This is a genomic window from Erwinia sp. JH02 (assembly GCF_013074405.1).
Lineage (GTDB): Bacteria > Pseudomonadota > Gammaproteobacteria > Enterobacterales > Enterobacteriaceae > Erwinia > Erwinia rhapontici.
The window spans coordinates 98,608-120,239 of the sequence record NZ_JABANZ010000008.1 but is presented as its reverse complement, the minus strand read 5'-3'; the positions used below and the strand labels follow the sequence as shown (position 1 = coordinate 120,239).

The 21,632-nt window shown below is 54.3% G+C and carries 20 protein-coding genes; 12 read left to right on the top strand and 8 right to left on the bottom strand.

The window, feature by feature from the left end; translation table 11 throughout:
• The first annotated feature begins 298 nt into the window (after positions 1-298).
• On the top strand, positions 299-610 hold the full coding sequence (locus HHI26_RS19300; RefSeq protein ID WP_238337116.1) for a hypothetical protein: 312 nt from the start codon (positions 299-301) through the stop codon (positions 608-610).
• Between the two features lie 55 nt (positions 611-665).
• Here HHI26_RS19300 and yieH read toward each other — a convergent pair whose 3' ends face one another.
• Positions 666-1,328, bottom strand: coding sequence for a 6-phosphogluconate phosphatase (gene yieH, locus HHI26_RS19295; RefSeq protein ID WP_133844826.1), 663 nt, complete (start codon positions 1,326-1,328; stop codon positions 666-668).
• Positions 1,329-1,528: 200 nt separating this feature from the next.
• On the opposite strand from yieH, the gene HHI26_RS19290 reads away from it, so the two are divergent.
• Complete coding sequence (locus tag HHI26_RS19290; protein WP_133844824.1) at positions 1,529-2,842, top strand: NCS2 family permease; 1,314 nt, start codon at positions 1,529-1,531, stop codon at positions 2,840-2,842.
• A gap of 39 nt (positions 2,843-2,881) precedes the next feature.
• Here HHI26_RS19290 and HHI26_RS19285 read toward each other — a convergent pair whose 3' ends face one another.
• The 6 genes from HHI26_RS19285 to rpmH all read right to left on the bottom strand — a co-directional run bounded on the left by HHI26_RS19285 (position 2,882) and on the right by rpmH (position 7,689).
• The gene (locus tag HHI26_RS19285) at positions 2,882-3,625 is read right to left on the bottom strand and encodes a phosphopantetheinyl transferase (RefSeq protein ID WP_133844822.1); all 744 of its coding nucleotides are present in this window, start codon (positions 3,623-3,625) and stop codon (positions 2,882-2,884) included.
• Between the two features lie 156 nt (positions 3,626-3,781).
• The gene (gene mnmE / locus HHI26_RS19280; RefSeq protein ID WP_133844820.1) at positions 3,782-5,146 is read right to left on the bottom strand and encodes a tRNA uridine-5-carboxymethylaminomethyl(34) synthesis GTPase MnmE; all 1,365 of its coding nucleotides are present in this window, start codon (positions 5,144-5,146) and stop codon (positions 3,782-3,784) included.
• Between the two features lie 154 nt (positions 5,147-5,300).
• Positions 5,301-6,947 (bottom strand): membrane protein insertase YidC, encoded by a 1,647-nt coding sequence (gene yidC / locus HHI26_RS19275; protein WP_159338279.1) that lies wholly within the window; start codon positions 6,945-6,947, stop codon positions 5,301-5,303.
• Between the two features lie 18 nt (positions 6,948-6,965).
• Complete coding sequence (gene yidD, locus HHI26_RS19270; protein WP_133844816.1) at positions 6,966-7,208, bottom strand: membrane protein insertion efficiency factor YidD; 243 nt, start codon at positions 7,206-7,208, stop codon at positions 6,966-6,968.
• Positions 7,172-7,531: a ribonuclease P protein component gene (gene rnpA, locus HHI26_RS19265; RefSeq protein WP_062744083.1), complete on the bottom strand. Its 360-nt coding sequence runs from the start codon at positions 7,529-7,531 to the stop codon at positions 7,172-7,174. The genes yidD and rnpA overlap by 37 nt, the downstream gene beginning before the upstream one ends.
• Before the next feature lie 17 nt (positions 7,532-7,548).
• Positions 7,549-7,689, bottom strand: a complete 141-nt coding sequence (rpmH, locus tag HHI26_RS19260) for a 50S ribosomal protein L34 (RefSeq protein ID WP_003023858.1) — start codon at positions 7,687-7,689, stop codon at positions 7,549-7,551.
• 630 nt (positions 7,690-8,319) lie between these two features.
• On the opposite strand from rpmH, the gene dnaA reads away from it, so the two are divergent.
• The 10 genes from dnaA to HHI26_RS19210 all read left to right on the top strand — a co-directional run bounded on the left by dnaA (position 8,320) and on the right by HHI26_RS19210 (position 21,001).
• The gene (gene dnaA, locus HHI26_RS19255; protein WP_133844812.1) at positions 8,320-9,711 is read left to right on the top strand and encodes a chromosomal replication initiator protein DnaA; all 1,392 of its coding nucleotides are present in this window, start codon (positions 8,320-8,322) and stop codon (positions 9,709-9,711) included.
• Between the two features lie 2 nt (positions 9,712-9,713).
• Positions 9,714-10,814, top strand: coding sequence for a DNA polymerase III subunit beta (gene dnaN, locus HHI26_RS19250; RefSeq protein WP_133844810.1), 1,101 nt, complete (start codon positions 9,714-9,716; stop codon positions 10,812-10,814).
• Positions 10,815-10,888: 74 nt separating this feature from the next.
• Entirely contained in the window at positions 10,889-11,974 is a 1,086-nt protein-coding gene (gene recF, locus HHI26_RS19245) for a DNA replication/repair protein RecF (RefSeq protein WP_133844808.1), read from the top strand.
• Between the two features lie 17 nt (positions 11,975-11,991).
• The gene (gene gyrB / locus HHI26_RS19240; protein WP_159338278.1) at positions 11,992-14,400 is read left to right on the top strand and encodes a DNA topoisomerase (ATP-hydrolyzing) subunit B; all 2,409 of its coding nucleotides are present in this window, start codon (positions 11,992-11,994) and stop codon (positions 14,398-14,400) included.
• 276 nt (positions 14,401-14,676) lie between these two features.
• A complete protein-coding gene (gene rbsK / locus HHI26_RS19235; protein ID WP_133844804.1) occupies positions 14,677-15,885 on the top strand; it encodes a ribokinase in 1,209 nt (402 codons plus the stop codon).
• 44 nt (positions 15,886-15,929) lie between these two features.
• Complete coding sequence (locus tag HHI26_RS19230) at positions 15,930-16,853, top strand: dihydrodipicolinate synthase family protein (protein ID WP_133844802.1); 924 nt, start codon at positions 15,930-15,932, stop codon at positions 16,851-16,853.
• Positions 16,854-16,957: 104 nt separating this feature from the next.
• Positions 16,958-17,449: a YhcH/YjgK/YiaL family protein gene (locus tag HHI26_RS19225; RefSeq protein ID WP_133844800.1), complete on the top strand. Its 492-nt coding sequence runs from the start codon at positions 16,958-16,960 to the stop codon at positions 17,447-17,449.
• Positions 17,446-18,747: an MFS transporter gene (locus HHI26_RS19220; RefSeq protein ID WP_171149540.1), complete on the top strand. Its 1,302-nt coding sequence runs from the start codon at positions 17,446-17,448 to the stop codon at positions 18,745-18,747. Before HHI26_RS19225 ends, HHI26_RS19220 begins: the two co-directional genes overlap by 4 nt.
• A 91-nt stretch (positions 18,748-18,838) precedes the next feature.
• Positions 18,839-19,648: a sugar-phosphatase gene (gene yidA, locus HHI26_RS19215; RefSeq protein ID WP_133844796.1), complete on the top strand. Its 810-nt coding sequence runs from the start codon at positions 18,839-18,841 to the stop codon at positions 19,646-19,648.
• Between the two features lie 84 nt (positions 19,649-19,732).
• A complete protein-coding gene (locus HHI26_RS19210) occupies positions 19,733-21,001 on the top strand; it encodes a DUF3748 domain-containing protein (protein ID WP_133844794.1) in 1,269 nt (422 codons plus the stop codon).
• Here HHI26_RS19210 and HHI26_RS19205 read toward each other — a convergent pair.
• Positions 20,982-21,344 carry a YceK/YidQ family lipoprotein gene (locus HHI26_RS19205; protein ID WP_133844792.1) on the bottom strand — a complete coding sequence of 121 codons (363 nt, stop codon included), beginning with the start codon at positions 21,342-21,344 and terminating at the stop codon, positions 20,982-20,984. The two genes, HHI26_RS19210 and HHI26_RS19205, sit on opposite strands and share 20 nt — an antisense overlap.
• Positions 21,345-21,632 lie beyond the last annotated feature (288 nt).

Below are 21,632 nucleotides of genomic sequence, written 5' to 3'. Positions count from 1 at the left end.
CTTGGTAACCTGTTTGGCATATAGTGGTATTATTTTTCTTTGTGATTTTATATTGTTTACAGCGCTTAAGAAAAACGATAGTCTCGAAATTAGTCAATGGTTTTTGTTTTTTTTTCTCAGTGTTGAGGCGATATATCCCTTCTTTATTTTCCATTTCGATTTTGATGTGTTCCGCGCTGAAAATATCAACTGGTCACTTAGGGGGAACGGTGCTGGCAGCGATAATAACAATGCAGGTACACGATCCCTCCTCACCGTGAGTATAATTAATATAGCGAAAAGGAGTAATGTATAGCGGGTGATTAACGCTATCATTAATATATTAGATATGAGAAGAAATAAAACAGCCGTTCAGCTAAAGAAACAAGAGGCATTCCGTGCGCTGGCTTTAATCTGCCAGGAACTCGCCTCCAGCCCCAAAGAGGGTACGCATTTATCCGATCCCACGCTATGGCCTAAAACCAGAGAGTTAGCGGATAATTGCGGTGAGAGTATCTATATGATGCGAAATATTCTTTTACAGCTGGTCGATGAAGGCAAAGTTATTAAACATGCTTCACTGCTGTCAAATTCATTACGCTGGTATATCAATGAGGGGGACGGTATTTGATTTTTTCTATACCGCTTGCTGGCAACAGGCCGGGTTGTTTCCGGCCTGCCCCCATTTAGCGCGTTAACTGCCAGCCACGCGCCTGCCATAAATCTGGCAGCTGTGCCATATCATCAAACACCGTCACCAGTGGATGGTTGATTACCGGATTATGCGCATCGACGCAGTAATAGAATACCGGGATCCCGGCGGCGATGCCCGCTTTTGCCCCCGCCTCAGAATCATCGATCAGAATGCAGCGCTCAATCGCAACGCCCATCTGTTTGGCAGCGTAGTACATCAATTCCGGGTCGGGTTTCCAGTGCTCAATGTCATAGCCGCTGTATAAGTGGTCCCCAAAGAAGGAGAGCATGCCGGTCAGGCCGAGCGAATGCTGCATTTTGGGGACGGTCCCGTTAGAGACGACACAGGCCGGAACACTCACTTTTTCCAGCAACGCCTTTGCACCGTGAATCGGTTTAAGCTCCAGGTCAAACAGGCGAGCCACTTCCTGACGATAAGCCGGTTCCAGGACTTCAACCGGGGTCGTCAGCGGGTGCTGCTGGCAGACATCCGCGATGATGTCGTACAGTTTCACTCCTTTGTACTTTTCGAACATCTCCTGCAGCGACAGCGTGACACCAAACTGCGCGAAAGTGTTGACGTACGCCTGAGTACAGAGCATTTCGCTGTCGACCAGCGTTCCATCACAATCGAAAAAAATGCATTCCACGGTCATCCTGATTCCTTCTGTCCAGTGGGTGGATACCCGATAGTAGCGCGAAGCGGGGTGAATTATGTCAATTACTGTTAACGGTTGTGATAAGACGGGTAAAACAGCGCAATCGGTTGCGAAAAAACCGGGTGATCGGCATCCCAAAATCAGAATTTTGGGGTAGGATAACGGCCGACAACTTTTCTCCGTTCTGGAAACACATAATGACGAATCCCGGTCTGTTACAACGGATTTTTAAATTGCAGGAGCATGGCACCACCGTTCGTACCGAGGTGATTGCTGGTTTCACCACCTTTTTGACGATGGTGTATATCGTTTTTGTTAACCCTCAGATCCTCGGCGTGGCCGGCATGGACACGCAGGCGGTCTTCGTTACCACCTGTCTGATAGCTGCCGGAGGCAGTATTCTGATGGGGCTGGTCGCGAACCTGCCTGTGGCACTGGCCCCCGCGATGGGGCTGAACGCCTTCTTCGCCTTCGTGGTCGTGGGTGCGATGGGGATATCCTGGCAGATCGGAATGGGCGCTATTTTCTGGGGGGCTGTTGGCCTGCTGTTGCTGACGATCTTCCGTGTGCGTTACTGGATGATTGCCAATATTCCACTGAGTCTGCGCGTCGGGATCACTGCCGGTATTGGTCTGTTTATTGCGATGATGGGGCTGAAAAATGCCGGTATTATCGTGGCCAACGAAGCAACACTGGTAACAGTCGGTAACCTGACCTCGCACAGCGTACTGCTGGGTGCGTTGGGCTTCTTTATTATCGCCATCCTTGCATCGCGCAATATCCATGCGGCGGTGCTGGTGTCGATCGTGGTGACCACGCTGATTGGTCTGGCGATTGGTGATGTGAAATATACCGGTATCTTCTCAGCGCCTCCTGCGGTGACCTCCGTTCTGGGGCAGGTTAACCTGAAAGATTCACTGAACGTTGGCATGGCCGGGATCATCTTCTCCTTTATGCTGGTCAACCTGTTTGACTCTTCCGGGACATTGATTGGTGTTACGGATAAAGCCGGTCTGACTGATGAGACGGGTAAGTTCCCGCGTATGAAGCAGGCGCTGTATGTGGACAGCATCAGTTCCGTTGCCGGCTCATTTATCGGTACCTCTTCGGTGACTGCGTATATCGAAAGCTCATCCGGCGTGTCCGTGGGCGGTCGCACCGGCCTGATGGCCGTTGTGACGGGCGTGCTGTTCCTGCTGGTGATGTTCCTGTCACCGCTGGCGGGTATGGTCCCCGCTTATGCCGCAGCCGGTGCGCTGATCTACGTGGGCGTGCTGATGACCTCAAGCCTGGCGCGCGTGAAGTGGGATGACCTGACCGAAGCGGTTCCGGCGTTTGTGACAGCGGCGATGATGCCATTCAGTTTCTCGATCACTGAAGGTATCGCACTGGGCTTTATCTCTTACTGCGTGATGAAGCTGGGCACGGGGCGCTGGCGTGAAATCAGCCCGTGCGTCGTGGTCGTGGCGTTACTGTTCGTTCTGAAAATCGCGTTTATCGACGCGCATTAATCAGACTAACGGGTGGTGGTAACGCCACCCGTTTGACTCTCAGGAGTGGTAGAGCGGTTTTTCCGCCGGCAGACTGGTCAGACGCAGCGTGCGTGGCCCAAGATTGTGTGCATAAACGTTAAAATCCCGCAGTGATTCCCAGCCATCTTCCCCGTTATATTCCCACAAATGCAGTCGGTCAGTGCCTGGCGATAACGCACAGGACCACACCAGCAATGGCTCAACATCACACAGCGCCTGAATATCTGGCCAGGTGACGCAGCGCAGTCGTCCTGATGCCGGGTGCAAGCGTAGTGAATCACTTCCTTCATCCGCTTCGCCAGTGAGTTTTAGAATGCTTTGGCGTAGCGTCCACAGCTGCGTAGACGCCTCAATGGCATCATTCTGTGCATTGATCCACGCTTTCTCTCCCGACGACAGACATTCAAAATGGTGCTCCGTCGTCTGACGGCTATGTGCGCGGACAATTTCCATATCGAGTCCGGCGCGGCCCCGTTCCTCAGCTAACATCACACCGACCATGTTACCGGCGTAGGCCAGGCTAAAGTCAGGGAGATCCGGGTCTGCAAAGCAGGGGCGTCCACTGGTGGTGGTGATCAATTCGGGCAAAAGGGGGATGCCATACACGCGCAGCATCAGTTCAGCGAGCAGGCTTCGGGCGGCCAGATAACGGGCCCGGCGTTTCTCGGAAAATCTGCTGGCCTGCTCTACCATCTGCTGCGGGAGTCGGTGAACCTGGGGTCTGGTTTGGGCGAGTGCCCAACGTGCAAAATGACTTGCCATCTGTCGCTCCGTGAAAATGGTCGGGTAATCATCTCTGCCATTGTAAGAATTTTCTTATCAAATTTCACCTGGGATTCCATTCCCAGGGGTATTTTCGGACTATTGTCACTGTTTATAGCCAGATTGCTGGTGGAATAGAGCGATCAAACCGGGTGTTTACTTCCCGATGCAAAAACTGGAGAAAATACGCCCCAGCAGATCATCCGAGCTAAATTCTCCGGTAATTTCACTCAGCGCTTGCTGGGCAAGGCGAAGCTCTTCTGCCAGTAATTCACCGGCCCAGGCACCCAGCAGTTGGTCTTTGCCCTGCTGTAAGTGAGTGGCTGCTAACTCGAGTGCGAGCAGGTGGCGTCGGCGTGCCAGGAAGCCACCTTCCATATTGCCAGAGAAACCCATGCTGTGCTTCAGGTGGTCGCGCAGGACATCAATGCCATCGCCAGTGCGTGCCGACAGACGAATAAGTGAGTGACCATTTACTTCTTCGATGCCCAGCACTTCACCTGTCATATCAGCTTTATTGCGCACCACGGTAATCGGTAACGTTTGTGGCAGCCGGGCGATAAAGTCCGGCCATATTTCGGCCGGGCCGGTCGCACCCGTTGTGGTGCCATCGACCATAAACAGCACACGATCGGCCTGTTCGATCTCATTCCATGCGCGTTCGATGCCAATGCGCTCAACTTCATCGCTGGCTTCGCGTAATCCTGCGGTATCAATGATATGCAGCGGCATGCCATCAATATGGATATGCTCGCGCAGCACATCGCGGGTGGTGCCCGCGATATCGGTCACAATCGCTGCTTCGCGTCCGGCCAGTGCATTCAGCAGGCTGGATTTACCGGCGTTTGGACGCCCGGCGATAACCACTTTCATCCCTTCACGCAGCAGGCTGCCCTGGCGTGCTTCGGCACGTACGTCGTCAAGGTCGGCAATCACCTGATGCAGCTGCGCTTCAATTTTACCGTCGGAGAGGAAGTCGATCTCCTCATCCGGGAAGTCGATGGCTGCTTCTACATAGATTCGCAGGTGAGTAAGTGCTTCCACAAGATGGTTTACACGGGCAGAAAATACGCCCTGTAATGAATTAACGGCGGAACGTGCTGCTTGCTCGGAGCTGGCATCAATCAGGTCGGCAATCGCTTCAGCCTGTGCCAGATCCAGTTTGTCATTGAGGAAGGCGCGTTCTGAGAACTCTCCCGGATTGGCAATTCGCAGCCCGGGCAGTGCCACAATACGCTTCAGCAACAGATCAAGGATCACCGGACCGCCGTGGCCCTGAAGTTCCAGTACATCTTCACCGGTAAATGAGTTCGGGCCGGGGAACCACAGTGCGATGCCCTGATCGAGAGTGCTACCGTCGGCGTCACGGAACGGCAGATAGTCGGCGTAACGCGGTTTAGGCAGTTTACCCAGCAGTAACTGCGCAACGTCTGCGGCCTTGCTGCCAGAAATACGCAGAATGCCGACGCCGCCGCGTCCTGGCGCGGTCGCCTGCGCGACGATAGTATCGCTATGGCTCATGTTGAATTCTCTTTTGGAAATAAAAAGGCGGTCATAATGACCGCCTTAGTGTAAGCATTGTGCGTGTTGTTCGCACGGGGCGACCGGAAAAAATGGTTGCCCCCTACGTGCAGGGACTGACCTTCTTTTTCGGTCAGCCCGCAGCATTAACAGATTACGCTTTTTTCTTGTCGCGGCTGTGCAGGCCACGTTTTTCCAGGCCGCGATAAATCAGCTGCTGCTGGAGAATGGTCACCAGGTTACTGACGATGTAGTACAGCACCAGACCTGACGGGAACCACAAGAAGAACACGGTGAAGATCACGGGCATAAAGGTCATGATCTTCTGCTGCATCGGATCGGTCACGGTGGTTGGCGACATCTTCTGAATGAAGAACATCGTGATACCCATCAGGATCGGCAGAATGTAGTACGGGTCCTGTGCTGCCAGGTCATGGATCCACAGGGCGAACGGCGCATGACGCAGTTCTACCGAGCCCATCAGCATGTAGTAAAGGGCCAGGAAGATAGGCATCTGGATAACCAGAGGCAGACAGCCGCCCAGCGGGTTTACTTTCTCCGCTTTGTACAACGCCATCATTTCCTGGCTCATACGCTGCTTGTCATCACCTAAACGCTCACGCATCGCCTGAATCTTAGGCTGCAACATGCGCATTTTTGCCATCGAGGTGTACTGCGCTTTGGTCAGCGGGTACATGATGCCACGCACGATGAAGGTGATTACGATAATGGAGAAGCCCCAGTTACCGATAAAGGTGTGCAGGAATTTCAGCAGTTTGAACAGCGGCTGAGAGATAAACCACAACCAGCCGTAATCCACTGTCAGATCAAGGTGGGGAGCCACAGCTGCCATCTTGTCCTGAATTTCCGGGCCCACCCACAGGGTGGCTGCCAGCTGCTGCTGAGAACCTGGTGCGACGGTGACCGGTGCAGATTTGTAGCCAATCGCCGCGATTCCGTTACCCAGATTGCTGGTGTACAGCGTGTTGTTACCCGCCGTCTGTGGAACCCATGCGGTGGCGAAGTACTGCTGCATCATTGCCACCCAGCCATTGGTGGTCGTGGTGCTCAGGTTTTCGTTATCGCTGATTTTATCGAATTTGTACTTTTCGTAGTTTGTCTCACTGCTGGAGTAAGCCGCGCCACGGAAAGTGTGCAGAGCAAAGTTGCTGCTGCCGGTATCGCGATGCTTCGGCAGGTCAATAGACTGCTTCAGCTGACCGAACATTGACACTTCCAGCGGCTGCTGTGAGGCGTTGTTGATCTGATAATCGACATTAATCGCGTATTCACCACGTTTCAGAACGAAGGTCTTGGTGAAGGTTGCGCCGTTTTCCGCGGTAAAGGTCAACGGAATACGCAGCTCGCTCTGGCCATCAGCCAGCTCGAAGTGATCCTGGCCTGCGGTATACAGAGGACGTGCGCCATTGGCCGGATTATCCGGGCCGTTACGACCAGTCAGACCGCTCTGGGCCTGATACAGGAATCCAGGCGTGGTTTCCAACAGTTGGAAAGGCTTGTCTGAACCCAGTGAATCCGGGTAAGTCAGCAATAACGCCTGGTCAATATCGCCACCGCGAGTATTGATGTTTAAAGACAGGACATCAGTCTTAACGGTGATCGTTTTGCCCTGGCCACTGGCAGGTACGCCCTGATTGGCGGCATCACCGGCTGCACTGGTCGTGTTTTGCGTGGTCTGGGTCTGCAATGGCTGCGGAGCGTGGTCCGTCTGCCAGGCTTGCCAGATCATGAAGGACACGAACAGAAAAGCGATGAGGAAAAGATTGCGTTGCGAATCCATCGTTAATGTTCTCTGGGATCAATGGTTATGTGGCGGCACCGGATCGTCGCCACCCGGGTTCAAGGGGTGGCATTTTAATATGCGTTTCATCGTCAACCAACTCCCTTTTATCACCCCAAACCTGCGCAATGCCTCAATTCCGTATTGCGAACAGGTGGGATGGAAACGGCAGTGGGGTCCTAACAGCGGGCTGATAACGCGTTGATAGACGCGTATCAGCCCGATCAGGAGCCGCGAGCCAGGCGACAATGGCGACGCCATAGTTTCTCCAACGCTTCCGTCAGTGCCTTATTATCCAGATCGGCAACACCCTTTTTCGCTACGATGACAAAATCCATCGCCGGAAGCTCATGTTGACGCAGACGAAAGCTTTCGCGGGTCAATCGCTTGATCCGGTTACGCTCGTGAGCACGTTTAACATGTTTTTTGGCGACGGTAAGACCGATGCGGGGATGCCCCAGCGCGTTCAGGCGGCCGAGAATAGTAATTTGCGGCGTGCCAGCCCGTTGTGGCTGCTGGAAGACGAAAGTGAAATGAGTGGGAGTTAACAAACGTAACTCCCTGGGAAATGCGAGCTTAACCACTCAGCGGTTAGCTTTTATTACTTAGAAACGGTCAGACGAGAACGGCCTTTAGCACGACGACGTGCCAGAACCTGACGACCATTTTTATTTGCCATACGAGCACGGAAACCGTGTGAACGGTTACGCTTCAGTACGGACGGTTGAAAAGTGCGTTTCATGGCGATTTCTACCTAAACTTGAAAAATTTCACTTGGTGACGCGTTATCTGGCCCGAAAAAACGACCGACGCCTCAGTGTGTCTTTAATAAAGAGGCGGGATTGTAATAATTGTACAGTCCAGAGTCAATTTACTTCGCGTGAAAAGCGCATCCTGATTGCCCGTAGTGACCGCAAAAACAGCCAAAACGGCCATGGCGCACACGCCGGGGCAAGAATTATACGGCGTCCAGTAAAAAGCGCAAGGATCGCGCAGGATCTTCTGGCGATCCTGTTGCATGCTGTTTGCGGCAATAACGTGATGGCACCATTAAATTTCAATGAATGCAGACGATCCTGAATGTCTTTTGCTCAGGGTGGCGTAAACTTATCCCCGCTGTACATGCCTGTGGATAAATTGGATCAAAACTGTGTAGAAAGTGAAGATCTCTGCTGCGCTTTACGCTATGATCCGCCCTTCCGCTAACGATCCTTCGGGTCGATCCTACCCCTTAAGCATTAGATATGCCGGGGACGGGCGGAGTAACCGTGGATAGCGGTTCGCATGTGTTTCATCGGCATGCGTCAACAATGATGAAATTATCGCTTCAGCGCTTTTATTTCTTATCGAATTTTTTCGAGTGGAGTCCGCCGTGTCACTTACGCTTTGGCAACAGTGTCTTGCCCGCCTGCAGGATGAGCTACCTGCCACAGAATTCAGCATGTGGATACGCCCCTTGCAGGCCGAATTGAATGACAATACGCTGGCCTTGTATGCACCAAACCGTTTTGTACTCGATTGGGTTCGGGATAAATACCTGAATAATATCAATGCTCTGCTAAATGATTTTTGCGGGGCAAATGTGCCATTGCTGCGCTTTGAAGTGGGCAGTAAGCCCGTCGCGCAAACCATCAGCCAGCCGGTGATGGCCACGGCACATGCCAGTTCACCAGGCATCATCAGCCGCCCTGCACCGATGCGCCCCAGCTGGGACAATATGCCGGCACCGGCGGAGCTGTCTTACCGCTCAAATGTGAACACCAAGCACAACTTCGACAATTTCGTTGAGGGTAAATCAAACCAGCTGGCACGTGCGGCGGCACGTCAGGTGGCTGATAACCCGGGTGGCGCGTATAACCCGTTATTCCTTTATGGTGGTACCGGTCTCGGTAAGACGCACTTGTTGCATGCGGTCGGCAACGGGATCATGGCACGTAAGCCAAACGCGAAAGTGGTGTATATGCACTCGGAGCGTTTTGTGCAGGACATGGTCAAGGCGCTACAGAACAACGCCATCGAAGAATTTAAGCGTTACTATCGCTCAGTGGATGCGCTGCTGATCGATGACATTCAGTTTTTTGCCAATAAAGAGCGATCGCAGGAAGAGTTTTTCCACACCTTTAACGCCCTGCTGGAAGGTAATCAGCAGATCATTTTGACCTCGGATCGTTATCCGAAAGAGATCAATGGTGTGGAAGATCGACTCAAATCCCGCTTTGGCTGGGGCCTGACGGTGGCGATCGAGCCGCCTGAGTTGGAAACCCGCGTAGCGATCCTGATGAAGAAAGCGGATGAGAATGACATTCGCCTGCCGGGTGAAGTGGCGTTCTTTATTGCCAAGCGTCTGCGTTCTAATGTGCGTGAGCTTGAAGGTGCGTTAAACCGCGTGATCGCCAACGCCAACTTTACCGGTCGTGCCATCACGATCGATTTTGTGCGCGAAGCCTTACGTGACCTGCTTGCCTTGCAGGAGAAGCTGGTAACTATCGATAATATTCAGAAGACGGTTGCTGAGTATTATAAAATTAAAGTCGCCGATCTGCTGTCGAAGCGACGTTCCCGTTCGGTTGCACGCCCGCGCCAGATGGCGATGGCGATGGCCAAGGAACTGACCAACCACAGTCTGCCGGAAATCGGTGATGCTTTCGGGGGTCGTGACCACACCACAGTGCTACATGCCTGCCGTAAAATTGAGCAGCTGCGTGAAGAGAGTCATGACATTAAAGAAGATTTCTCAAATCTAATCAGAACATTATCTTCCTGACTATGAAATTTATTGTAGAACGTGAGCATTTACTCAAGCCATTACAGCAAGTTAGCAGCCCATTAGGCGGTCGTCCGACGCTGCCGATCCTTGGCAACCTGTTGTTGCAGGTTAATGAAGGCACGCTGTTGCTGACGGGCACCGATCTGGAAATGGAAATGGTGGCGCGCGTTGCGCTGACGCAGGACCATGAGCCTGGCGCCACGACGGTACCGGCACGCAAATTCTTTGATATCTGCCGGGGTTTGCCGGAAGGCGCTGAAATCACGGTGATTCTGGAAGGCGAAAGAATGCTGGTGCGCTCCGGCCGCAGCCGTTTCTCGCTGTCTACCCTGCCTGCCAGTGATTTCCCTAACCTGGATGACTGGCAGAGCGAGGTCGAATTCACACTGCCGCAGGCGACCCTTAAACGCCTGATTGAAGCCACGCAGTTCTCTATGGCCCATCAGGACGTGCGTTATTACCTGAACGGAATGCTGTTTGAGACAGAAGGTGAAGAGCTGCGTACTGTGGCCACCGATGGTCACCGCCTGGCGGTCTGTTCAATGCCGGTGGGCCAGCAGCTCCCCAGCCATTCGGTGATCGTGCCGCGTAAAGGGGTTATTGAGCTGGTGCGTCTGCTGGATGGCGGCGATACCCTGTTACAGGTACAGATTGGCAGCAATAATATCCGTGCACATGTGGGTGATTTTATTTTCACCTCGAAGCTGGTTGATGGCCGCTTCCCGGATTATCGCCGCGTGTTGCCGAAGAACCCGGACAAAACCCTCGATGCAGGCTGTGATCTGCTGAAGCAGGCGTTTTCCCGTGCAGCGATCCTCTCTAATGAGAAATTCCGCGGTGTTCGCCTCTATATCAGCGAAAATCAGCTAAAAATTACGGCAAATAACCCGGAGCAGGAAGAAGCGGAAGAGATGCTGGATGTGACCTACGGTGGCACCGATCTCGAAATCGGCTTCAACGTCAGCTATGTGCTGGATGTCCTGAACGCGCTGAAGTGCGAGAACGTGCGTCTGCTGCTGACCGATTCCGTTTCCAGCGTCCAGATTGAAGATGCAGCCAGTCAGTCAGCGGCCTATGTTGTGATGCCAATGCGCTTGTAATTGCTGAGTTCATCTTCATCTCCGTAGGGGTCAGGTACGCCTGACCCAGACATTCCGCTGCTCTGGATCCTGCTATGGCTTTAACCCGCCTGCTTATTAAAGACTTCCGTAATATCGAAAACGCGGACCTCGCGCTGGCCCCCGGATTTAACTTCCTGGTGGGGCCCAACGGCAGCGGTAAAACCAGCGTGCTGGAAGCGATTTATACCCTCGGTCATGGCCGTGCCTTTCGCAGTTTGCAGGCGGGCAGGGTTATTCGCCATGAGCAGGACGCCTTTGTGTTGCACGGGCGTATCGCCGGGGCGGAAAGGGAAGTGTCGGTTGGGCTGACTAAAAACCGCGCCGGTGACAGCCGGGTACGGGTTGACGGTAGCGACGGCCACAAAGTGGCCGAACTGGCCCAGATGCTGCCGATGCAGCTGATCACGCCGGAGGGCTTTACCCTGCTGAACGGGGGGCCGAAGTATCGTCGTGCTTATATCGACTGGGGCTGCTTTCACAATGAACCGGGTTTTTTCAACGCCTGGAGTAACCTCAAACGCCTGCTGAAACAGCGTAACGCAGCGCTGCGTCAGGTGTCACGCTACCAGCAGATCCGCGCCTGGGATCAGGAGCTGGCACCGTTGGCTGAACAGATAAGCCAGTGGCGTGCGGCCTACAGTGAAGCGATTGCGGCAGATATTAACGCCACCTGTGCCCAGTTTTTGCCGGAATTTCAGCTGAGTTTCTCTTATCAGCGCGGCTGGGATAAAGAGAGTGATTATGCCGACCTGCTCGAACGCAGTTTTGAGCGCGATCGGGCACTGACTTACACTGCCAGTGGCCCTCATAAAGCGGATTTTCGTATTCGCGCAGAGGGGACACCGGTGGAAGATTTGCTGTCACGCGGCCAGTTAAAGCTGCTGATGTGCGCCCTGAGGCTGGCGCAGGGTGAGTTTCTCACCCGACAGAACGGGCGACGTTGCCTGTATCTGATAGATGATTTTGCCTCTGAGCTGGATGAAACCCGTCGCCACCTGCTGGCAGCGCGTTTAAAAGCCACTCAGGCCCAGGTTTTTGTCAGTGCCATTGCGGCCGAGCATGTCTTCGACATGACTGATGAAAAGGGCAAGATGTTCACTGTAGAACAAGGTAAAATAGTGGTTCAACCTGAAGATTAAACGAGCGAGAAAAGTTGATGTCGAATTCTTATGACTCCTCCAGTATCAAAGTTCTCAAGGGGCTGGATGCGGTACGCAAGCGCCCGGGTATGTATATCGGCGATACGGATGACGGTACCGGTCTGCATCACATGGTATTTGAGGTCGTGGATAACGCCATTGACGAAGCACTCGCCGGTCACTGCTCCGATATTCTTGTCACTATTCATGCAGATAACTCTGTGTCTGTGCAGGATGATGGGCGCGGTATTCCTACCGGTATCCATGAAGAAGAAGGTATTTCTGCCGCTGAAGTGATCATGACCGTGCTGCACGCAGGCGGAAAGTTCGATGATAACTCCTATAAAGTGTCCGGCGGCCTGCATGGTGTGGGTGTTTCCGTGGTTAACGCCCTGTCGGAAAAACTGGAACTGACCATTCGTCGTGAAGGCAAAGTTCACCAGCAGATCTACGTCCATGGTGTGCCGCAGGCGCCGTTAAGCGTTAGCGGTGAAACCGATCTGACCGGAACACGCGTGCGCTTCTGGCCAAGCCATCAAACCTTTACCAACGTCGTTGAATTCGAATACGAAATTCTGGCAAAACGCCTGCGCGAGCTGTCGTTCCTGAACTCTGGCGTCTCTATCAAGCTGGAAGATAAGCGTGATGGTAAAAGCGACCATTACCACTATGAAGGTGGTATTAAGGCGTTTGTTGAGTATCTGAACAAGAACAAAACCCCGATCCACCCGAATGTGTTCTATTTCTCTACTGAGAAAGACGGCATTGGTGTGGAAGTGGCGCTGCAGTGGAACGATGGTTTCCAGGAAAACATCTACTGCTTTACCAACAACATCCCACAGCGCGATGGGGGGACGCACCTCGTTGGTTTCCGTACCGCCATGACCCGTACGCTGAATGCCTACATGGATAAAGAAGGCTACAGCAAGAAAGCCAAGGTCAGTGCCACGGGTGATGATGCGCGTGAAGGCCTGATTGCTGTCGTTTCAGTCAAAGTGCCAGACCCTAAATTCTCCTCTCAGACCAAAGATAAACTGGTCTCTTCCGAGGTGAAAACGGCGGTTGAGCAGCAGATGAATGAACTGCTGGCGGAATACCTGCTGGAAAATCCGAGCGATGCAAAAATCGTTGTGGGTAAAATCATCGACGCCGCCCGCGCCCGTGAAGCGGCTCGCCGTGCACGTGAAATGACCCGCCGTAAAGGCGCGCTGGACCTGGCTGGTCTGCCAGGCAAACTGGCGGACTGCCAGGAACGCGACCCGGCACTTTCTGAAATTTACCTTGTGGAAGGGGACTCTGCGGGCGGATCTGCCAAGCAGGGACGTAACCGTAAAAACCAGGCCATTCTGCCGCTGAAAGGTAAAATCCTGAACGTGGAGAAAGCGCGCTTCGATAAGATGCTCGCTTCGCAGGAAGTGGCAACGCTGATCACCGCGCTGGGCTGCGGCATTGGCCGTGACGAATATAACCCGGACAAACTGCGTTATCACAGCATCATCATCATGACCGATGCCGACGTGGATGGTTCTCACATCCGTACGCTGCTGCTGACCTTCTTCTACCGTCAGATGCCTGAAATCATCGAGCGTGGCCATGTGTATATCGCCCAGCCGCCGCTGTACAAGGTGAAAAAAGGGAAGCAGGAACAGTACATCAAAGATGATGACGCGATGGACCAGTATCAGATCTCTATCGCACTGGACGGCGCTTCGCTGCATGCTAACGCCAGCGCTCCGGCCCTGGGCGGCAAGCCGCTGGAGGACCTGGTATCAGAGTTCAACAGCACGCGTAAGATGATCAAACGTATGGAGCGCCGTTATCCGGTGGCGCTGTTGAACGCGCTGGTTTACAACCCGACGCTGAGCGAACTGGCAGCAGAAGCGCCGGTACGGGCCTGGATGGATGAGCTGGTTACGTATCTGAACGATAACGATCAGCACGGCAGCAGCTACAGCGGTCTGGTACGTGAAAATCTGGAACTGCACATCTTTGAACCGGTGCTGCGCATCAAGACGCATGGTGTGGATACCGATTATGCTCTGGATACGGATTTCATGCTCGGCGGTGAATACCGTAAGCTTTGTTCCCTGGGCGAGAAGCTGCGTGGTCTGATTGAAGAAGACGCGTTTATCGAACGTGGCGAGCGCCGTCAGCCAATTGCCAGCTTTGAGCAGGCAATGGAGTGGCTGGTCAAAGAGTCACGTCGTGGTCTGACGGTTCAGCGATACAAAGGTCTGGGCGAAATGAACCCTGATCAGCTGTGGGAAACCACCATGGATCCGGAAAGCCGTCGTATGCTGCGCGTGACCATTCGAGACGCGGTTGCCGCCGATCAGCTGTTCACCACCCTGATGGGCGATGCGGTAGAGCCACGCCGTGCCTTTATCGAAGAGAATGCGCTGCGCGCCGCGAACATTGATATCTGATGTTGCAGGGGGCGACCTGTTGTTCCGGTCGCCCCGTATCAATAAGCAGACCCCCCGGGTCTGTTTTTTTCGCCTGTCATCCTCATGTCGAAAAAGTGAGTAAATTTCGACACGTCTTGTTTTCATGTTAGGCGCATCGACCTGTCTGCCTTCGTTTTTACCTCACCCTCTTTTGGTTTCACTTCCGTTTGCTTCCGTTTTTCACCGAGCGCTATGACCGCTATCACTTTTAAACTTTACGTGCTCCCTTAGGCTACTGAATAGCAAGAGGTGACTATGTATCTGGAACAACGGCGTAACAGCATTCTCGATTATCTCGACCAGCATGAAAGCCTGAGTGTGGCCTGGCTTGCTGCCGCCTTTGCCGTCTCCAAAGAGACCATTCGCAGCGACCTGGCAGCACTGGCGGGCCTGGGAATGATCCAGCGCTGTCATGGTGGCGCGATGGTGATCCGCCGCAACTTACAGGCCAAGCTGATTTCGGAAACCGGCGGCAACTTTGAGGTGCTGTTACAGCGGCTGGAGAGCCAGCGTCAGCGGTCAGCACCGCGCGATAGCACCCAGACACAGGGCCGGGTGTGCATCCTCGGCTCGTTTAACGTCGATATCGTGGCAAAAGTAGCGCGCTTTCCGAAAGGCGGGGAATCCCTGCTGGCGCTGGGCAGTACGCTGGGGCCGGGCGGCAAAGGGGCGAATCAGGCGATGGCGGCCAGCCGTGCCGGAGCACGTGTTCACTTCGTCTCCAAAGTCGGTACCGATCAGTTCAGCCAGTTCGCTTTCGACCATCTGTCGGCGTCAGATATTCACTCTTTCAGGCTGTATCAGAGTGACGTCGAACCAACGGGTAACGCGATTATCTATGTATCGCAGCAGGATGGCGAAAATATGATCGCCATTTATTCCGGAGCCAACAAGACGTTGACCGACGCCGAAGTGGCAGAAATGACGCATGAACTCGCGGGGTCTGATGTGCTGTTGGTGCAGCTGGAAAACAATTTTTCCGCCACGCTGAACGCCATGAAGCTGGCCACCACCCTGGGCGTGCGCGTCATTATGAATCCGGCGCCTTTCTCAGCAGATGCGCTGGCGTGCCTGCACTATGTGGATGTACTGACGCCGAATGAAACCGAGGCTTCTTTGCTCTCCGGCGTGGAGGTGAATGACCTCGACAGCGCGAAAGAAGCGGCCCTGGCGATTGTGCGTCAGGGAGCGAAGCGGGTGATTATCACCATGAGTTCGCGTGGGGCGCTGATCCTCGAGAACGGTCAGTTTCAGCATATTGCCGCGTTTCCGGCACTCAGCGTCGACACTACCGGTGCCGGTGATGCGTTTAACGGTGCCTTCGCCGCGGCGCTGGCAAAAGGACAGACTATTGCGCAGGCGGCCACTTATGCCGCGGCGTTTGCTTCACTGGCGGTAGAGCGCGAAGGGGCATCGAATATGCCCGATCACCCTCAGGTGGTTGCGCGTCTGGCGCAGCATTAAATCCGACTGACTTTCATGCAGCACTGCTGCTTCAGGAGAACCAAATGAAGAAGATTGAAGGTATTGTTCCCGTCATGCTGACGCCGTTTACCGCTGATAACCAGATTGACTACCCTGGCCTTGAGCGGCTGATTAACTGGTATCTGACACAGGGCGTGGATGCGCTGTTTGCTGTCTGCCAGTCCAGCGAAATGCAGTTCCTCAGCCTGGACGAGCGCGTAGCGCTGGCAAAATTTGTGGTGGAAAAAGTCCAGGGTCGCGTACCGGTCATTGCCTCCGGTCATATCAGCGATGCGCTGGATGCGCAGATTACCGAACTGAGCGCGATGGCCAACACCGGCATTGATGCGCTGGTGCTGGTCACCAACCATCTGGACCCGAAAAATGAAGGCAGTGAGGTGTTCTTCTCCACGCTGAACGCCCTGCTGGAAGCCCTGCCGGTGACCATGCCTCTGGGTCTGTATGAGTGCCCGGCGCCGTATCGCCGCCTGCTGACCGATGAAGAGTTCAGCTTCTGCGCCAACAGCGGCCGTTTTGTGGTGCTGAAGGATGTGAGCTGCGACCTGCCTACCGTACAGCGCCGCGTGAAACTGGCTGAAGGCACACCGTTCAATATCATCAATGCCAATGCCGCCATTGCCTGGCCCGCCATCCAGTCCGGCTCCAAAGGGTTCAGCGGTGTGTTCACTAACTTCCATCCTGAGCTGTATCACTGGCTCTACCACCATGGCGCAGAGCAGCCGGAGAAAGCGCAGGAACTGTCGTTATTCCTGTCACTGTCTGCGGTAACCGAAACCCTCGGCTACCCGAAAAACGCCAAAATTTATCACCAGCAGCTCGGCACGTTCGACAGTGAGTTCTGCCGGGTGAATAAAGATAACGTGCTGGAAAAATTCTGGGGCCTCGGCGTATTGCTGGATCAAATCCAGCAGGGCACTGCGCTGTGGCAAAAGAAAATCGCGGGCTAACCTTCGCGCCGGGCGGCCCTGTCAGGGGCCGCCCGCTGTACCCCACAACCCGCTAAACAAATAACAAAAACTCGTTCGATGCGAGTGAAAACGGGACTAAAACCATGATTTTTTGCGATCGCAACGACTGGGCGAGGGAACGTCATACCCTGCATCCGGTCATTAACCAGGCTCTGGAATGGATTGCAGCAACGGATTTTTCCGCGCTGGAACCCGGTAAGTTCGACATCCTTCCTGAGAACAAAATGTTTTGTCTGTACCAGACGATGGACACCGTCCCGGCCAGCGAGATGCGTGCCGAGTCGCATTTCAAATACGTCGATATTCAGTATCTGCTCTCCGGTGAAGAGACGATCGGCGTGGCGCGTGCGCACCCCTCTCACGAGGTGGTCGAAGACCGCGCAGAGCAGCACGATATTGTGTTTTATCACCAGACCCATAATGAATCGATGATTGCGCTGGAAGCCGACACCTTTGTGGTGTTGTTTCCCCATGATGTTCATCGCCCCTGTTGCCAGACCCACGGTGTTTCCCGCCTCCGCAAAGCGGTGATCAAAATCCACCTGAGCCTGTTTACTGACGAGAGAACCTCATGAAAAATGCCTCTGTTACTGCCTCTGGCACGCAGCCATTGACCACCAACCCGCCGCAGATATCCCGTCTGCGCTGGGGCATCATTCTGATCCTGCTGCTGGCCGCCGTGGTGAACTACCTTGACCGCGCCAACCTCAGCATTGCCAATACCACGATCGCTGCCGAGTTCGGCTTCTCGCAGACGGAAATGGGGCTGTTACTGTCCGCCTTCCTCTGGCCTTACGCGCTGGCTAACCTGCCTGCGGGATGGCTGGTGGATAAGTTTGGCCCGAAACGCATGTTCTCCTGGGCGCTGGGTCTGTGGTCTGGCTTTACCTTCCTCGCCGCTTTTGTGAACAGTTATTCGGTGTTTTATGGCCTGCGTATGCTGCTGGGTATTTCTGAATCGCCGTTCTTTACCTCCGGTATTAAAATCACCCATCGCTGGTTTGGCGATAAAGAACGTGGCCTGCCGACCTCGATCATCAACACCGGTTCGCAGATTGCCAACGCCATTGCTCCGCCGATCCTCACCGTCCTGTTATTGAGCTTCGGCTGGCGCGGCATGTTTATGGCGATTGGTTTGATGGGTATTCCGTTGATGCTGGCGTGGTGGAAATTCTACCGTGACCCGGATGCACGTGAAGATGCACTGATTCATGCCGGCCACCGTAGCGTGACTGCCGAGGGCGAGAAGCCGGTAAAAACCAGCTGGGGCGCACTGTTTAAGCACCGTACTACCTGGTTTATGGTGATCGGTAACTTCTCGATTATGTTCACCATCTGGGTCTACCTGACCTGGCTGCCAAGCTATCTGGAGAAATCCCTGGGTTTCAGCCTGAAACAGACTGGCTGGATTGCCTCGATACCTTTCTTTGCCGGGATTCTGGGTGTGCTGGTGGGGGGAATGCTCTCTGATAAACTGGTGCGCAGCGGAATGAAAGCGATCCATGCACGTAAGATCCCGATTGTGGCGGGTGCGGCGCTGGCAGCCTGCTTTGTTGCGCCGATCCCGTTTGTGGAGAGCACACCGCTGGCGATTACCTTGCTGTCGCTGGGCTATTTCTGCTCTCAGATGCCACAGGGCGCCATCTGGACACTGGCCACGGATATTGCACCGAAAGATCAGGTCGCGTCGTTGGGGGCGATTCAGAACTTCGGCGGTTTCCTGGGAGCGGCAATGGCACCGATTGTTACCGGGGTGATTCTGGATATGACGGGTAAATTCACCAATGTGTTCCTGCTGGGCGCCGGGTTGCTGATGATGGGTGCGATCAGCTATGGCTTCTTTGTGAATAAACCGCTGGCCACGCGCCACTGATGGCGACGTGCCGTTCATTCCGTGATCAGACTGGTCATCGTGAGCTGAATCGCGCTAGCATGGTGACAAATTGTTAGCTAACGAGGATGGTATGGCGATTAAACTGATTGCGATTGATATGGACGGCACGCTGCTGAACCCGCAGCACGAAGTGACGCCGCGAGTGAAGCAGGCGATTCAGGCGGCACGCGATAAAGGCGTGGCGGTGGTACTGGCAACGGGTCGCCCGTTTATCGGTATCCAGCGCTACCTGGCGGAGCTGGGTCTGCAACAGGAAGGGCAGTACTGCATCAGCAATAATGGCGCACTGGTGCAGAAGGCCGATACCGGTGAATGCGTTGCAGAAGTGGCGGTCAGCTTTGACGATTATCTTTATTACGAACAGCTGGCACGCGAACTGGGTGTACATTTCCAGGCGCTGACGCAGACCCATCTGTACACCGCGAACAAAGATATCAGCCGTTTCACCATTCATGAAGCCAGCCTGACTGGCATTCCGCTGCGTTATCGCCCGGTGGAGGAGATGGATACCTCCATGACCTTCCCAAAAGTGATGATGATTGATGAGCCGGAACTGCTGGATGCGGCGATTGCCCGCCTTCCTGCCGAAGCCAGAGCGCGTAATACCATCCTGAAAAGCTCACCTTACTTCCTGGAAATTCTGAATAAACAGGTTAATAAAGGTGCCGGGGTGAAAGCGCTGGCCGACCGTCTTGGTTTACAGCGTGAAGAAGTGATGGCGCTCGGCGATCAGGAAAACGACCTCGCGATGCTGGAGTTTGCCGGAACAGGCGTCGCGATGGGCAACGGGATCGACGCCGTCAAAGCCATCGCGCAGTTTGTCACCACATCCAACCTTGAAGATGGCGTTGCCGTCGCCATTGAGAAGTTTGTGCTGTAATTCATTGCCTGCTGTAAGACGGCGGATACCCTAAGTCCGCCGAATGCATTACCCTTAGCAAAACCGTGTTAAGGGCCTCCTTCCATGAAAGAAACACAGCTTACCTTTTCCCCGCGTCATCATCAGTTGACCAATATTAACGTCTGGACGGCAGACAGCCAGTGGCTGGTATATGACGTACGCCCCTCTGGCGCTTCATTTACCGGGCTGACCATTGAACGGGTCAACGTTGTCAGCGGTGAAACGGAAGTGCTCTATCAGGTCGGTGATGGTGCACATGTGGGTGTGGTCACGGCCAGCCCTGATCTGCCTGCGCGCTATGTGTGCATTCATGGACCGGAACACCCGGACAGCCAGTGGCACTATGATTTCCACCATCGTCGCGGTGTGATTATTCAGCAGGGCGTGGCGGAAAACCTTGATGCCTGCGATATCACCCCGCCTTTTACCGCCGGTGCACTGCGTGGTGGTTCTCATGTGCATGTGTTCAGCCCGGACGGTTCACGCCTGAGCTTTACCTATAACGACCATGTGATGCACGAGTGGGATGTGGCGCAGGATCTGCGTAACGTGGGGGTGGCGGTACCGCTGCATGCGGTGTGCCCACCGATCGATCACCCGCGTGAATATGATGGCAGCCACTACTGCGTGCTGGTCAGCCGGACCACGGTGACACCTCAGCCGGGCAGCGATGAGATCACCCGCGCCTATGAAGAGGGCTGGATTGGCCATCAGGGTTATCTGCGCGGCGACGGCGTTCGTCAGCGCTGGGCGCTGGCATTTATTGGTGACACCGTTGCGGAGACAGGTGAAAAAGTGCCGGAAGTCTTTATCGTCGATCTGCCGGAAAGCAATGCCGCGTTCGCGATAGCGGGCGATGAGCCGCTGGAAGGGACGTCCACCCAACTGCCTGCCCCGCCGAAGGGGGTACAGCAGCGTCGTCTGACATTTACCCACGGTCGCCGCTTCCCGGGTCTTGCTACTGCGCCGCGTCACTGGCTACGCAGTTCACCAGATGGCAGTGCCATTGCGTTTCTGATGAAAGATGATGCCGGGATAGTACAACTCTGGACGGTCTCACCGCTGGGCGGCGAACCGCGTCAGGTGACACACAGTGAGCATGATATTCAGTCAGCATTTAGCTGGCACCCGGACGGGCAACAGCTGGTCTTTGTCTGCGACAACAGCATTACCCTTTGTGAGGTGGCCAGCGGAACACTGCGGCGCATTACCCGACGCAGTGATATTGCGCCTGTGGCGGATGCCGTGGTGTTCTCCCCCGATGGGCGATCTGTGGCATATCTGCGTGACGGCAGTGATTACCGTCAGATCTTTACGGTACAGACGTGTTAGCGGCGTAAGGCGCCATCGTCTGCGACATGACTTCGTTGGTATGATTTGCCTCCTCGCTGCGGCGTACGCGTTCACGCGGCGAGTCGCTATTACCGGAGCGGTAATAGTCCAGCGGCAGGAGTAACGTATCCAGCACGGCAGAGAAAGGCAGATCGAGCGCCGCCAGTGGCTTCATCACCCAACCACTGTCTTTGTCGGTCAGTACGTCTGCACTGGCCCGCGTCCCAGGGTAGTAGCCATCACTGGGACCACTGTGCATCATCACGCTTGAGCAACCGCTGGTACTGACCAGCGACATACAGGCGACAAATCCGGCAATATGACTCTTCTTCAATGTTTTCATCTTGATTATCCCTTCAGTCTTTGCAACCTGGCTGAGACTCATTACCGGCGCGTGGGTTGACCCTGACCACTCTGCGGTGGCTGACACGATGGCCCGGCGAACTCATCCCTGAGTGTATGTCATTCGCTGCTTTCAGGTAAAAAAATCGTAATTTCTCCCCTTGAAAGCATCGATTTCATCACCATTTTATTTTTACGGTCAGTAAAACCTGTGCCGACAGGGCAGTGTTTTCTGAACCGACGACCCGTCCATTATGGAGGGCCGACACCCCTTACTCGCTGAATATCA